The 13,166-nt window shown below is 62.0% G+C and carries 12 protein-coding genes; 5 read left to right on the top strand and 7 right to left on the bottom strand.

The features are described 5' to 3' along the window. Nucleotides 1–7: 7 nt before the first annotated feature. Nucleotides 8–469: a PAS domain-containing protein gene (locus CYG48_RS09545; protein ID WP_118850172.1), complete on the bottom strand. Its 462-nt coding sequence runs from the start codon at nt 467–469 to the stop codon at nt 8–10. A 33-nt stretch (nt 470–502) separates the two neighbouring features. Then, the gene (locus CYG48_RS09540; RefSeq protein ID WP_118850171.1) at nt 503–1,231 is read right to left on the bottom strand and encodes a helix-turn-helix transcriptional regulator; all 729 of its coding nucleotides are present in this window, start codon (nt 1,229–1,231) and stop codon (nt 503–505) included. 235 nt (nt 1,232–1,466) lie between these two features. Here CYG48_RS09540 and CYG48_RS09535 point away from each other — a divergent pair, with 235 nt between their 5' ends. After that, entirely contained in the window at nt 1,467–3,146 is a 1,680-nt protein-coding gene (locus tag CYG48_RS09535) for a formate--tetrahydrofolate ligase (protein WP_118850170.1), read from the top strand. A gap of 22 nt (nt 3,147–3,168) precedes the next feature. Here the strand turns inward: CYG48_RS09535 and CYG48_RS09530 are convergent, their stop codons facing one another. Further along, nucleotides 3,169–4,086 (bottom strand): extensin-like domain-containing protein, encoded by a 918-nt coding sequence (locus CYG48_RS09530; RefSeq protein WP_245450321.1) that lies wholly within the window; start codon nt 4,084–4,086, stop codon nt 3,169–3,171. Nucleotides 4,087–4,395: 309 nt separating this feature from the next. On the opposite strand from CYG48_RS09530, the gene CYG48_RS09525 reads away from it, so the two are divergent. Beyond that, the gene (locus CYG48_RS09525; protein WP_118850168.1) at nt 4,396–6,585 is read left to right on the top strand and encodes an anthranilate synthase; all 2,190 of its coding nucleotides are present in this window, start codon (nt 4,396–4,398) and stop codon (nt 6,583–6,585) included. Between the two features lie 39 nt (nt 6,586–6,624). Here CYG48_RS09525 and CYG48_RS09520 read toward each other — a convergent pair whose 3' ends face one another. Further along, the gene (locus CYG48_RS09520; RefSeq protein ID WP_118850167.1) at nt 6,625–7,305 is read right to left on the bottom strand and encodes a GNAT family N-acetyltransferase; all 681 of its coding nucleotides are present in this window, start codon (nt 7,303–7,305) and stop codon (nt 6,625–6,627) included. After that, a complete protein-coding gene (locus CYG48_RS09515) occupies nt 7,302–7,793 on the bottom strand; it encodes a MarR family winged helix-turn-helix transcriptional regulator (protein ID WP_118850166.1) in 492 nt (163 codons plus the stop codon). Before CYG48_RS09515 ends, CYG48_RS09520 begins: the two co-directional genes overlap by 4 nt. Before the next feature lie 287 nt (nt 7,794–8,080). Here CYG48_RS09515 and CYG48_RS09510 point away from each other — a divergent pair, with 287 nt between their 5' ends. Continuing rightward, complete coding sequence (locus tag CYG48_RS09510) at nt 8,081–8,917, top strand: cation diffusion facilitator family transporter (protein WP_445304335.1); 837 nt, start codon at nt 8,081–8,083, stop codon at nt 8,915–8,917. Continuing rightward, nucleotides 8,914–9,378 carry a preQ(1) synthase gene (queF, locus tag CYG48_RS09505; RefSeq protein WP_118850164.1) on the top strand — a complete coding sequence of 155 codons (465 nt, stop codon included), beginning with the start codon at nt 8,914–8,916 and terminating at the stop codon, nt 9,376–9,378. Before CYG48_RS09510 ends, queF begins: the two co-directional genes overlap by 4 nt. A gap of 50 nt (nt 9,379–9,428) precedes the next feature. Here queF and CYG48_RS09500 read toward each other — a convergent pair whose 3' ends face one another. Beyond that, nucleotides 9,429–10,013 (bottom strand): HupE/UreJ family protein, encoded by a 585-nt coding sequence (locus tag CYG48_RS09500; RefSeq protein ID WP_118850163.1) that lies wholly within the window; start codon nt 10,011–10,013, stop codon nt 9,429–9,431. A 216-nt stretch (nt 10,014–10,229) separates the two neighbouring features. Between CYG48_RS09500 and CYG48_RS09495 the strand changes: the two genes are divergently transcribed. Next, nucleotides 10,230–10,817 (top strand): ATP-dependent Clp protease proteolytic subunit, encoded by a 588-nt coding sequence (locus CYG48_RS09495; RefSeq protein ID WP_245450469.1) that lies wholly within the window; start codon nt 10,230–10,232, stop codon nt 10,815–10,817. Between the two features lie 57 nt (nt 10,818–10,874). On the opposite strand, the gene CYG48_RS09490 is transcribed toward CYG48_RS09495, so the two are convergent. Then, entirely contained in the window at nt 10,875–13,160 is a 2,286-nt protein-coding gene (locus tag CYG48_RS09490) for a bifunctional diguanylate cyclase/phosphodiesterase (RefSeq protein WP_118850162.1), read from the bottom strand. Nucleotides 13,161–13,166 lie beyond the last annotated feature (6 nt).

Here is a 13,166-nt window from a genome sequence, read left to right as displayed (position 1 = left end):
AACCGCCTTATTCAGCGGCCGTGGGCTCTGAGAAAGTGACTGCCGGGGTTTGCGGACAGCATTCCTCGGTGAAGCCGACGATCTCGCCACCCGTGCCCGGCTTGTCGCGGAACCTGCCGACGGAGCGGACGTATTTGTAGCCTTCGCCATCCGTCTTCACGCGATAGACATTCTGGTAGACCAGTCGCTCCTGGCTGATGCGCTCGTAGATCTCCATCAACACCGGCATGTCATCGGGATGGATGCGGGAGGTGAAGGTGACCAGATTGAGCGGCCCTTCAGTCGGCGGAAGGCCGAAGATGCGGCAGATATCTTCAGTGGCGAACAGGTGTCCGCTATCGATATCGAGGCGCCAGTAACCAAAGAGCTCGAAGGCAGAGGCGAGGTCGACAACTTCCTCTGCGGTCAGGGGTATCGAGGGATATTGAGGGTTGGACGGCTTCGTTGAATATTGAACCCAGGGCGGCACGCTTTTCCTCCCGCTGCCCGCGCAGCAACGGCGTCAGTTTATCAGCCTGAGCCTTAAAGCTTTAGCTACCAATTGGGTTCGGTTGACGCAATCCAGTTTCTTTATGGCGTTGCTCATGTAGGCATTCACCGTGTGGTCGGAGAGCGACAGGATGCGGCCGATCTCGGCGGAGGTCTTGCCTTGCGCCGTCCAGCGAACGACTTCCAGTTCGCGGGTCGTCAGCGATGCGGGCGCGGCCGGCGCTTGTGGATGGTTGAGCCGCTCGAAGGCGCCGAAGGCGTGCAGCAGGATCATGCCCATCTCGTTGAGCTCGTCTTGCGTGAGCCGCGGGCGCGATCCAAAGATGAAGGTCGTGTAGGTGGGGCCGGCGAGAGAACGGAAGGCCATGGCAACGCCGCTCCCGATGGCGTGCGAACGCTGCAACTCGATGATCGCATCCGGAAAACTGAAACCACGCAGGTCATCGGGCTCGTCGATCGACCAAGAGACCGGTGTGGGTGATTTGGCGACGATCGCTGCGATCGGGCAGGCCGAAAGAAGCCGCTGGCGGTCGTATTCCTGGATGTATTCTTCCGGAAGATCACCCTCAATCACCAGTCGCGCAAGCGAGGCCTCCTGCGGGCGGCTCAAGGCATTGAGCAGGAGGTAATAACGGAAGCCGAAGGCCTGCGTGATGCGTGCAAAAGCGGGGCCAATATCCTCCGGGCAATCGACAGCGGAAATCTCGCTGCTCAGGATCGACTGCCGCTCAAGAGTGATCATGGTTAAAAATCTGACAACGGTTTAGCTTCACAAGCAGGAATATACCAATCCGACCGAAGAGCCAGCGGATTCTCCCTCCCGTTCCGCTTGAGGTTAATTTTTCCGATTATCTGTCACGTTTTAGCTTATAACATCTGCGATTTCCGGTTCGCAACGTCGATGGCTTGGTTCACAGGCTCCCTCTGCTTCGCTAAGCATGAAGGTGGGGGATCAGGTTCCAACCAGGGGAAGATGCATGTCAGCAGTCCAGTCGGATATCGAGATTGCACGCGCGGCAACCAAGAAGCCGATCATAGAGATCGGCGCCAAGCTCGGCATTCCGGCCGAAGAACTCGCGCCTTACGGCCATGACAAGGCGAAGGTCAGCGCCGACTTCATCGCCTTGTTGGCCGACCGGCCGAACGGCAAGCTGATCCTTGTGACAGCGATCAGCCCGACGCCCGCGGGCGAGGGCAAGACGACGACCACCGTCGGCCTTGGCGACGGGCTGAACCGCATCGGCAAGAAGGCGATCGTTTGCGTGCGCGAGCCATCGCTTGGACCCTGCTTCGGCGTGAAGGGCGGGGCAGCCGGTGGCGGGTATGCGCAGGTGATCCCGATGGAGGATATCAACCTCCATTTCACGGGCGACTTCCACGCCATCACCTCGGCGCACAACCTGCTCGCCGCGATGATCGACAACCACATCTACTGGGGCAATGAACAGAACATCGACACGCGCCGGATCACCTGGCGGCGGGTGATGGACATGAATGACCGTGCGCTTCGCCAGGTGGTGACGTCGCTCGGCGGTCCCTCCAACGGCTTCCCGCGCGAAAGCGGCTTCGATATCACCGTCGCCTCCGAGGTGATGGCGATCCTTTGCCTTGCGGAGGATCTGGCCGACCTGGAGCGCCGGCTGGGCGAGATCGTCATCGGCTACCGCGTCGACCGCTCGCCGGTCTTTGCGCGCGACTTGAAGGCGCACCAGGCAATGACGGTGCTGCTGAAGAATGCGATGCAGCCGAACCTGGTGCAGACGCTCGAAAACAACCCGGCCTTCGTGCATGGCGGGCCATTCGCCAATATTGCCCATGGCTGCAACTCCGTGATCGCCACGAAGACGGCGCTGAAGCTTGGCGACTACGTGGTGACCGAAGCCGGCTTCGGGGCCGATCTCGGGGCGGAAAAGTTCTTCGACATCAAGTGTCGCAAGGCAGGGCTGATACCGGATGCGGCAGTAATCGTGGCGACCGTTCGGGCGCTCAAGATGAACGGCGGGATCAAGAAGGAAGATCTGTCGGCGGAAAACGTCCAGGCACTGGTTCGCGGTGCTGCAAACCTCGGCCGCCATATCGCCAATGTGCGCAAGTTCGGCGTGCCTGTGGTGGTCGCCATCAACCACTTCACCAGTGATACCGATGCCGAGATCGAGGCACTGAAGGATTATGCGGCACGCCACGGCGCTGATGCGATCGTCTGCCGGCATTGGGCAGACGGCTCCGCGGGGGCTGCGGAACTCGCCGAGAAGGTGGTCGAACTGGCGGAAAGCGGACAGGCGAAGTTCCAGCCGCTTTACCCGGACAACCTGCCACTGATGGACAAGATCGAGATCGTCGCGTCCAAGATCTATCACGCGGCCGAAGTCACCGCCGACAAGGGTGTTCGCGACCAACTGAAGGCTTGGGAAGAGCAGGGTTACGGCGACCTGCCGGTCTGCATGGCGAAGACGCAATATTCCTTCTCAACCGACCCGAACCTGCGCGGCGCGCCGGAAGGCCATGTGGTGCATGTGCGCGAGGTGCGGCTTTCGGCCGGCGCCGGATTTGTGGTGGCGATCACCGGCGAGATCATGACCATGCCGGGCCTGCCGCGCTCGCCATCGGCCGAGCGTATCCGCCTGAACGAGACGGGCGAGGTCGAAGGCCTGTTCTGAGGCATCGCTGGCGTATACGGCCCTACCGGCAGTACCGGTAGCCATTGGTGCGTTCGAGGATATCGAGGTGCAGGTGGTCCTCATGCGCTTCGTCACTGCCTGGTGACAGGACGGTGGTGAAGTGCAGACAGGCACCGGCGGTGGCGGTGCGCTGGAAGGCGCCTTCCAGAGTCGAGTCCTCGTCGCGCGGCTTCATCGAAATCGTTTCGCCGTTGTCGAGCTTGAAGGACGCGACGTCAAAGGCATTGCCGCGGGCGTGTTCGGAAATCTTGCCGGTGGAGGCGCTGTTGCGCAGGCGGCAGGCATAGGTCGATCCGGCAACCAGCCCGGTGATCTTGCGGCCGGGCATGGCGATGCTCAGCGCCGGCTGGACCGTATCCTTCAACCAATGGGCCATGGTGACGGCCGTCTTGCAGCGCATCGTCGCGCCGCCGACATCGATGCCTGGTAGCACTTCGGTTACGGCGATCGGGCTCTCGATGCCGCAGCCTTCCCCTTCGTCGATCCGCGGCTTGCTCTCATATTTCGTGCCAAGCGTCGCGAGCTCCGCCATGCAGGCCTTCAGTTCCTCCGGGTCCTCCTTGACGAGAGGCGGCGGGGGAGGTTCGGCGGTTTCCTGCTCTTTCTCCTGTTCCTTAGCTGCATCGTCCGATTTGGGAGCCTCTTCGGCTGCGGGTCCCGATGGCTTTGGTGGCTGGTCGGGTTTTGGTGCCGGCGTGGGGATCGACCCGCTCTCCCGATCTTTTGCGGCCTCGCCTTCGGCGGGCGTCTCGGCTGGTGGAGCTAATGCGTCCGAGGCGGGTGCCTCCTCCTGAGGTTTCGGTTGTTCCGTGGCCTGTGCGGGAGGTTCCGGCTTGGTGGCGGGAACGGGACCGGTGCGTGGCAGAGCCGCTCCCAGAGAAACGGCTGCAGACAAGATCAGCACGATGTGTCGCTTCACCTTTACCCTCCCGGTCGCCTCAACAGGCACAGATGAACGCGCCAGCATCGGCAGAGGTTGCCTGATGGGTGGGAGATGAAGGAGGGGCGGGAAGGGGTTGCAGAAGCCACTTGCCTGATTGCTAAACTAGCGCTACCATCCCGCGCATGCTGAACTCGATGAACATTGGTAACTGGTGGTGGGCACGCTTCACGCGGCCTTGACCAGTCATGTTCAATCGACAAGACGACAACAAGCCGCCCGAAATCCGAGGCGGCTTTTTTGTTGGGCTGTACTCGGATCGGGCTTCAAGATCGGAGAGGCAGGACAATGGTGACCATCATCCGGGACGACGGTTCGGAAACCTACGAGACGAAGGGCGGCGTGACGGTGAGCCGGAAGCGGCGCGCCGCAGATTATGCCACCGCCATCTCGTCTTATGTGGATCGGCTGGACGAGCGGCGCGGGGCGGTGTTTTCGTCGAACTACGAATATCCCGGCCGCTACACGCGCTGGGATACGGCGATCGCCGATCCGCCAATTGGCTTCTCCTCGCGCGGTCGCAAGGTCTGGATCGAGGCCTATAACGGTCGCGGGGAAGTGCTTCTCGAACTGGTTGCGCAGAAGCTGGCAACGGTTGCGGACCTGACGCTCGGTGCCCGCAGCGCGCGCCGCCTCGACCTCACTGTCGATGAACCAAGCCGCGTTTTTACGGAAGAAGAACGCTCCAAGATGCCGACCGTGTTCACGGTGCTGCGCGCCGTGGTCGATCTTTTCTATTCCGATGCGGATTCTGCAATCGGGCTGTTCGGTGCCTTCGGCTACGACATTGCCTTCCAGTTCGATGCCATCAAGTTGTCGATGGAGCGCCCGGAAGACCAGCGCGACATGGTCCTCTACCTGCCGGACGAGATCCTGGTGGTTGATCACCACGCGGCAAAGGCCTGGATCGACCGCTATGACTTTTCCAAGGGCGGCCTTACCACGGAAGGCAAGTCCGACGAGATTGCGCCCGATCCGTTCCAGCGTACCGACGTCATTCCGCCGCGGGGCGACCACAAGCCAGGCGAATATGCCGAGCTCGTTACAAAGGCGAAGGAAAGTTTTCGGCGCGGCGACCTCTTTGAGGTCGTGCCCGGCCAGAAGTTCATGGAGCGCTGCGACAGCAATCCGTCGCAGATCTCCAACCGGCTGAAGGCGATCAATCCGTCTCCCTATTCCTTCTTCATCAACCTGGGAGAACAGGAATACCTTGTCGGCGCCTCGCCGGAGATGTTCGTGCGGGTATCCGGGCGACGGATCGAAACCTGCCCGATTTCGGGAACCATCCGCCGCGGCGAGGATGCGATCTCCGACTCCGAACAGATCCTCAAGCTGCTGAACTCCAAGAAGGACGAGTCCGAGCTCACCATGTGCTCTGACGTCGACCGCAACGACAAGAGCCGGGTCTGCGAGCCCGGGTCGGTGAAGGTGATCGGCCGTCGCCAGATCGAGATGTATTCGCGCCTCATCCACACGGTGGATCATATCGAAGGGCGGCTCAGGCCCGACATGGACGCCTTCGACGGTTTCCTCAGCCACGCCTGGGCGGTGACCGTAACGGGTGCGCCAAAACTCTGGGCGATGCGGTTCATCGAGAGCCATGAAAAGAGCCCGCGTGCATGGTATGGTGGGGCAATCGGCATGGTCGGCTTCAACGGTGACATGAATACCGGGCTGACGCTGCGCACCATCCGGATCAAGGATGGCATTGCCGAGGTGAGGGCAGGAGCAACACTATTGAACGACAGTGATCCGCACGAGGAAGAAGCCGAAACCGAGCTGAAGGCTTCTGCCATGATTGCCGCCATCCGTGACGCACGATCCGGCAATGCCGCGAAGGCGGGCCGCGACGTGGCAGCCGTCGGACATGGCGTGAAGATCCTGCTCGTCGACCACGAGGACAGCTTCGTCCATACGCTGGCGAACTATTTCCGCCAGACGGGCGCGACCGTCTCAACCGTGCGCTCTCCGGTACCCGAGGAAGTGTTCGACCGCTTCGATTCGGATCTGGTCGTACTTTCCCCGGGACCAGGCAGCCCGAAGGATTTCGACTGCAAGCGGACGATCAAGGCGGCGCGGGCGAAAAACCTGCCAATCTTCGGCGTCTGCCTTGGCCTGCAGGCGCTGGCGGAAGCCTATGGAGGCGAACTTCGCCACCTCGCGGTGCCGATGCATGGCAAGCCGTCGCGCATCCGCGTGCTCGAGCCGGGCGTTGTGTTCTCGGGCCTTGCGAAAGAGGTGACAGTCGGTCGCTACCACTCGATCTTTGCTGATCCGAAGACGCTGCCGGCGGACTTCATCATCACCGCCGAAAGCGAGGACGGCACGATCATGGGCATCGAGCACGCCAAGGAGCCGATCGCGGCGGTGCAGTTCCACCCGGAATCGATCATGACGCTCGGCGGAGATGCCGGCATGCGGATGATCGAGAATGTCGTGGCGCATCTGTCGCGCAAGAGGGCGACCAAGGCTGCCTGAGGCGCGCAGCGTTCCTCCCTTAACTCCAAGCGGCCGAGATCAGTTCGGCCGCTTGGCGACCCGCATGTGCATCTCGCGGCGCAGCGAGAATCCCATCTTCTCGTACATGGCGATCGCTCCGACATTGCTGCGGTAGGCATGCAGGAAGACTGCGTCGCCGCGGGCGGAGATCTCGCCGGCCACGAAACGCATCATCGTCTTGCCGAGCCCCTGGCCCTGGAACTCTGGACGGGTGCAGAGGCCGCTGAGTTCTGCATACCCCGGTTGGCGCATCCGTTGCCCAGCCATGGCGACGAGGCGTCCGCTCTCGCGGATACCCCAGAAGGTGCCGAGCGCCTGGGCCCGCAGCGTGAAAGGGCCGGGCTTCGTGAGGTTCGCCAGTTCAAGCATTTCTTCGGCATCCGCTTCACCTAGCGGTTTGATGCGCGGATCTTCGATCGGTTCGAACGGTTTTTCAGCAACCATCTGGACGAGTACGGCATCCATCACCGTTTCCAGCGACGGCGGCGTTTCCACCGGTTGTGACTCGACGATCACCATCACTTCGGACGGTGCCGGCAGCGACGCCAGCGCATCGAGGCTCGCCTGCGTCAAATCGGCCGGCGCGGCGAACGGCACGATGGTCGGGTCGTAACGCTTGGCCAACTCCGATCCTTGAGCAAAACCCGCATGGACGGTGGCGAGCGCATTCCAGACAGGGCGATCAAGCACATGCATCATTGGCGTTCCCTCTGCTTGTGGATCCGTTGAAGGAGGGGAGCGGCGGCGAGGCTCGCCTCCAGCGCGGCGATCTGGTCGAGCAGCGGGCCATCAAGATCGGCGCAGGCTTCCCGCACGGCTGCCTCGACCTTCGGCCAGACGGCCTGTTTCGACAGCGCCACCAGTTCCTGGCCGGCTGGCGTCAAGGTGATGCTGCGGCGCCGCTGGTCCTCGTCGCTGACGGAGGCTTCGACCAAGCCCGCCTGCACGAGCTGATTGATCGTGCGCGTGGCACCCGGCTGGGTGATGCCGACCGCTTCGGCGAGCTCTCCGACGGTAAGCGGGCCGTCGCGATCAATCGCCGCCAGGAAGGGGTATTGTGCCGCAGGAATGGTGACGCCGAACTCGGTCATCACCGCTTGCGTGTTTGCCTGAAGAAGTTCTCCCAGCCGCCTGAGGCGCGTGCCGAGCGTGAGGTATCCGAAATCCCGTACGATATCGCGTGACACAGCCTGCTCCTCCGTTTATATAACGAGTTATATAACAAATTAATCACATCTGCAATTAGGTCTTTCGTAGTCTTTGACAACAGGCGGCAGTTGAGTCATAGAGCCGCCATTCCGAAACCGCCGCAACGAGTCAAACTCGCTGCGGCGGTTTCGGCGTTTTGGAGCTTCGGTTCTGCAAATCATTCGCACGCGCAAGAAGGACAAAGTCGGTGGTGAGGGAAAGCAATCTGGTCGAGAGGCTCGCATTCTGGAGCATCCCGATCTCGGTGGCGGTGATCGGGCTGAAAATGCTCGCCTGGTGGGTGACCGGATCGGTTGCCCTTCTCTCGGACGGGCTTGAGTCGATCGTCAACGTGGCGACCGCGATCATCGCCTATTTCGTGATCCGTTACGCGCAGCGACCGGCCGACCACGACCACCAGTTCGGCCACCACAAGGCCGAATATATCGCGGCAGTCGTTGAAGGCATGCTGATCGTGGTGGCGGCGATGCTCATCATCAACGAGGCGTGGCAAGGGCTTGTGTCGCCCAAGCTTCCGGATGCACCGGTGATCGGTCTCGGCATCAATGCGCTCGCCAGCGTGGTGAACCTCGTCTGGGCGCGGCAACTGATCGTCGCCGGCAAAAAGCATCGCTCGCCGGCGCTTGAAGCCGATGGCCGGCACATCATGTCGGATGTGGTGACCTCGGCGGGCGTGTTCGTCGGGCTGATCCTTGCGATCGCCACCGGCAACCCGATCCTCGATCCGGTTCTGGCGATCCTGGTGGCGGTAAACATCATCTGGCAGGGCTATAGGGTGATCAGCCATTCCCTCGGCGGTTTGATGGATCGGGCGCTCGAGCCTGCCGAAGAGGCAGCGGTGCGCGAGGCAATCGCCACCCATTCCGTCGGCGCGCTTGGGGTTCATGATTTCAAGGCACGCCGCGCCGGGACGGCGGCCTTCATCGACTTCCATCTCGTCGTGCCGTCGGAAATGAGCGTCGAGGATGCCCATGCCATCTGCGACCGGATGGAAGAGGCGGTCAAGGCCATCATTCCGGGCGCGACGCTGGGCATCCACGTGGAGCCGGACAGCGAAAACCCACACGGTCGCAAGATCGATGTTGAAGGAGCAGGAAAATGACGATGACGGATGTAAGCGGGCTGTCGCAGCTCGGCGCACAGGTCGAGGCGCCCAAGACGCCCGAAGAGGCGGTACTGGAAAAGGTGCCGAACGGCAACCAGGGTACAGATTTCGTGGTGCGGTTCACAGCACCAGAGTTCACGTCGCTCTGCCCGATGACGGGGCAGCCGGACTTCGCGCATATCGTGATCGACTATATCCCGAATGGCTTTCTGGTGGAGTCAAAGTCGCTGAAGCTGTTCCTGCATTCCTTCCGCAATCACGGCGCTTTCCACGAGGACTGCTCGATCTATATCGCCAAGCGGATCGTCGACCTGCTGGAGCCGAAATGGTTGCGGATCGGCGCCTACTGGTATCCGCGCGGCGGCATCCCGATCGACGTCTTTTGGCAGACAGGCGAAGCTCCGGCAGGTGTCTGGTTGCCGGAGCAGGGGGTTGCGACCTATCGCGGCCGCGGCTGATTGGGGGGCGGGTCCGTTCGCGGACAGCGCCGGACGGATCCGAATAATTCTTAGCCGAACGCCAGAGACAGGCCGGCGACGGTCGTCAGGCCGCCCAGCAGGCGTGCAATCTGCGGGTGGAGGCGAGAAATGGTGAGCCCGAGGCCCATGCCGCCAAGGTGCAGCGCAGCCGTCGAGGCGACGAAACCGATCCCGTATTGCAGCGCGGTGGCGGCGCCCAGTTCGCCGCCATGGGCATGGCCGTGAAAGAGGGCGAAAAGCCCGACGGCCGCGGCGCCGGCTGCAGCGGGCAGGCGCACGGCAAGGGCAACCACGAGCCCGAGCGCAACAACCGATGCGAGAATTGCCGGCTCGACGACCGGAAGCGCCACACCCGCAAGTGCGAGACCAAAACCTGCCGCCATGGCAACGACGAAACCTGCGGGCACGGCCCAGAGCGCCTTTCGATCACCAGCGGAAGACAGCTGCGCCGCCCAGAGGCCGACCGCCGCCATGGCCAAAATATGGTCGAGCCCGAATAGCGGGTGGGAGACGCCCGCCATGAAGGAGCCGTGCTCAAGCGGATTCAGATGAGCCAAGGCGGGTGTTGCGGCGGCGGCGAGCGTGGTCGCAGCAAGTGAAAAACGTTTCAGCATGTCGTCCCCTAAATTATCAGTCTTCCGGAATGACACACAGATTAGGGGAGAGGTGCAAGGCCTGTCCATCCGCAATCGGCTGGCGCCTCCAAGGTGTGACTACGTCATTCACCTTAGCACTGGGTAGGCGAGTTCTCGGGCCTGCTGTCCATTGTTTTACGGCGGCGAACACATTATGTCCCGTATATGAAATCCATGCAGGAGACTTTGACCGTGCTGAACGACGAAGACGACAACGACGACAAGACGAAGGAACTGCCGCTCGGCAAGGAAACGGAGGCGAATCTTTTCAAGTCGCGTTCGATCTTCATCTATGGGCCTATCACCCAGGAACTGGCGCAGAAGGTCAACACGCAGCTGGTGGCGCTTGCCGCAGCAAGCGACGATGACATCCGCGTCTACGTCAATTCGCCGGGCGGTCACGTGGAATCGGGTGACTCGATTCACGACATGATCAAGTTCATCAAGCCGAAGGTCTGGATGATCGGCACTGGCTGGGTCGCCTCGGCCGGCGCCCTGATCTACGTCGCAGCCCCGAAGGAACGCCGTATCGCCCTGCCGAACACCCGCTTCCTTCTTCACCAACCGTCCGGTGGTACCCGCGGCATGGCATCCGACATCGAGATCCAGGCCCGCGAGATCATCAAGATGAACGAGCGCCTGATCAAGATCTTCTCCAAGGCTACCGGCCAGGCGGAAGAAAAGATCGCCAAGGACATCGACCGCGACTACTGGCTGTCGGCCGAAGACGCCGTGGGCTACGGCCTTGTGTCGCGCATCGTGACGTCGCAGAGCGAAATCTGATCCGCTTCTGCTTGTAGATCAAGAACCCGCCTGCCAAAGCTGGCGGGTTTTTCGCATTCAGGCGATGCGCACCAGGTGCGGCTTGCTGTTTTCGGCCTGCCACTCCTGGGCAAAGGTGATGAAGTCCGAAGCCGACATCGGTTTGGCGAATGCATAACCCTGGAGTGTCTGGCAGCCGAGGCTGCGCAGGATCTCGACATGGGTGTCCGTTTCCACGCCTTCGGCAACGATCTCGATGCCGAGCGAGCGGCCGATCTCGATGATCGAGGCGACGAGCTTAAGCTGCGCACCTTCGGCCTCAAGCGGCGCGATGAGCTTGCGGTCGATCTTCAACCGCTTTGGTCCGAGCTCCAGCAGGCTGACGATCGAGGCATGGCCCGTGCCGAAGTCATCGATCTCGATGTCGATGCCGAGCGCCTTGAGGCGGTGAATAGCCGATTTCAGTTCCTCGCCCTGGCCTTCGAAGGAAATCGATTCCAGGAGTTCGACGGCAAGCGAGCCGGGCTCGAAGGAGATTTCCGACAGCCGCTTGAAGAGCCTTTCGTCCGCCAGGCGCTGGGCCGAGATGTTGACCGACAGATGCGGGATGTCGATGCCGTGCGCGCGCCAGCGAGTTGCCTCAAACAGCGCCTTGTCGAGAATGATCGCGTCGATCTCGGCGGAGCGGTGGAGGCTTTCGGCGACCGGCAGGAAGCGGTCGGGCGGCAGGATGCCACGGGTCGGGTGGTTCCAGCGCGCGAGCACCTCGACGCCGGCGATCGCCATGGTGCGGGCATCGAACTGCGGCTGGAAATAGGGGATGATCTGGTCGTGCTCGAGGGCAGTGAGCAGTTCGTCCGACAGCCGCTTGGTATGGACGGCGGCGGCGCGAAGTTCTTCGGTGAAACATTCCACGCGACCGCGGCCACGCTTCTTGGCTTCATAAAGCGCAATATCCGCGTTGATCAGCAGTTCGCCGACGTCATCGGCCGGTGTCGCCTGGCAGGCAATGCCGGCGCTGCAGCCGATCCGGATTTCCTGGCCGTCGATCTGCATCGGTTTTGCCAGCGCCTGGACGATAGACTTCGCGACAACCTTCGAACGTGGCAGCGGATCTGCGCCGCTCACCACAACCACGAATTCGTCGCCGCCGATGCGGCAGGCAAACTCTTCGGGGCCGATATGCCTCAGAAGCCGCGCCGTGCAGTCCTTCAGCACGGCATCGCCAGCGGCATGGCCGAGCGTATCGTTGACTTCCTTGAAGCGGTCGAGGTCGATATGGATGAAGGCCAGGCGGTCCGCTGAAGGCGTTGCCGTGGCGGCCGTCATGAACTGGTCGAGGAAGCGGCGGTTTGCCAGCCCGGTCAGGGCGTCATGCAGCGACTGGTGCTCCAGCGTCAAACGGGTCGCCCGCAGTTCCGCGTTTTGCGCTTCGAGCTGTTCCTCGCGCTCCTGCAGCATATGGATGTTGCGGTGGCGCTGCTTCATCAGTGCGCCGGCCCAGATCAGTGGCGCGACGATGCAGATGGCGATCATCAGCGCCATCGCCCGAAAGAGCATGATATCCGGCGGCAGGGCCTGCCAGCCCTTTTTTGGGACGGCGGCGAGATACCAGGTGTCATAGCCGAGTTCGATGCGCGTTCTCACCGGATCCTGATGGAATATATCCAGCTTTCCGAGGAAGAGGTCCTTAGCGGTCGGGATGGGACGTCGCGCGATCGCGATATCGAGGTCCTGCCGCGCGGTGTTGACATTGCTGTCCCGGTAAAGGCGATCGAGGTCGATGACAGCAGAGACGACGCCCCAGAACTGACCGCTGCCGCGCCCGAATACCGGATAACGGGCGATCAGTCCGCGGCCGCCCTGCACGAGGTCCACCGGGCCGGTGATGACCAGCGCGCGGCGCTGGACCGCCTGCATCACCGCCTCCTTCTGGAGTTCGTTCTTGGTGTAGTCGAGGCCTAGGCTCTTGCGGTTGGGTTCTTCCGGATAAACCAGGTTGATGACGAGATCCTTCGCCGCCGCGACGTTGCGCAGTTGGGACGGGACGCCGAAGATGCGCTCCACAAGCGAGGCGAACTGCGCCTGGTTCATGTTCGGATCGACGGCGATTGCCGCGACCAGACCATAGATGAGATTGACGTTGCCGTGGATATTCGTCTCAAGGTTGGAAGCAACCCGCGCCAATTGCTCGGCGGCCTTGACCTGCTGCGAGACATGGAACTGCTCGCGCTTGTCGATGTCTGCCTTGACGACGCCGATGACCACCGCCGTGACAGCGAGGATCGCCGGGAGGAAGTAACTCAGCCCCAGGATTTGTGCCCGGGATGGTTTTGCTCGTAGCGGACGTAGGGAAGAAATCATCGGAGC

Source organism: Neorhizobium sp. SOG26 (genome assembly GCF_003491345.1).
Taxonomy (GTDB): domain Bacteria; phylum Pseudomonadota; class Alphaproteobacteria; order Rhizobiales; family Rhizobiaceae; genus Neorhizobium; species Neorhizobium turbinariae.
The sequence above is the reverse complement of the archived record's forward strand: the minus strand, read 5'-3'. Positions and strand labels throughout refer to the sequence as shown.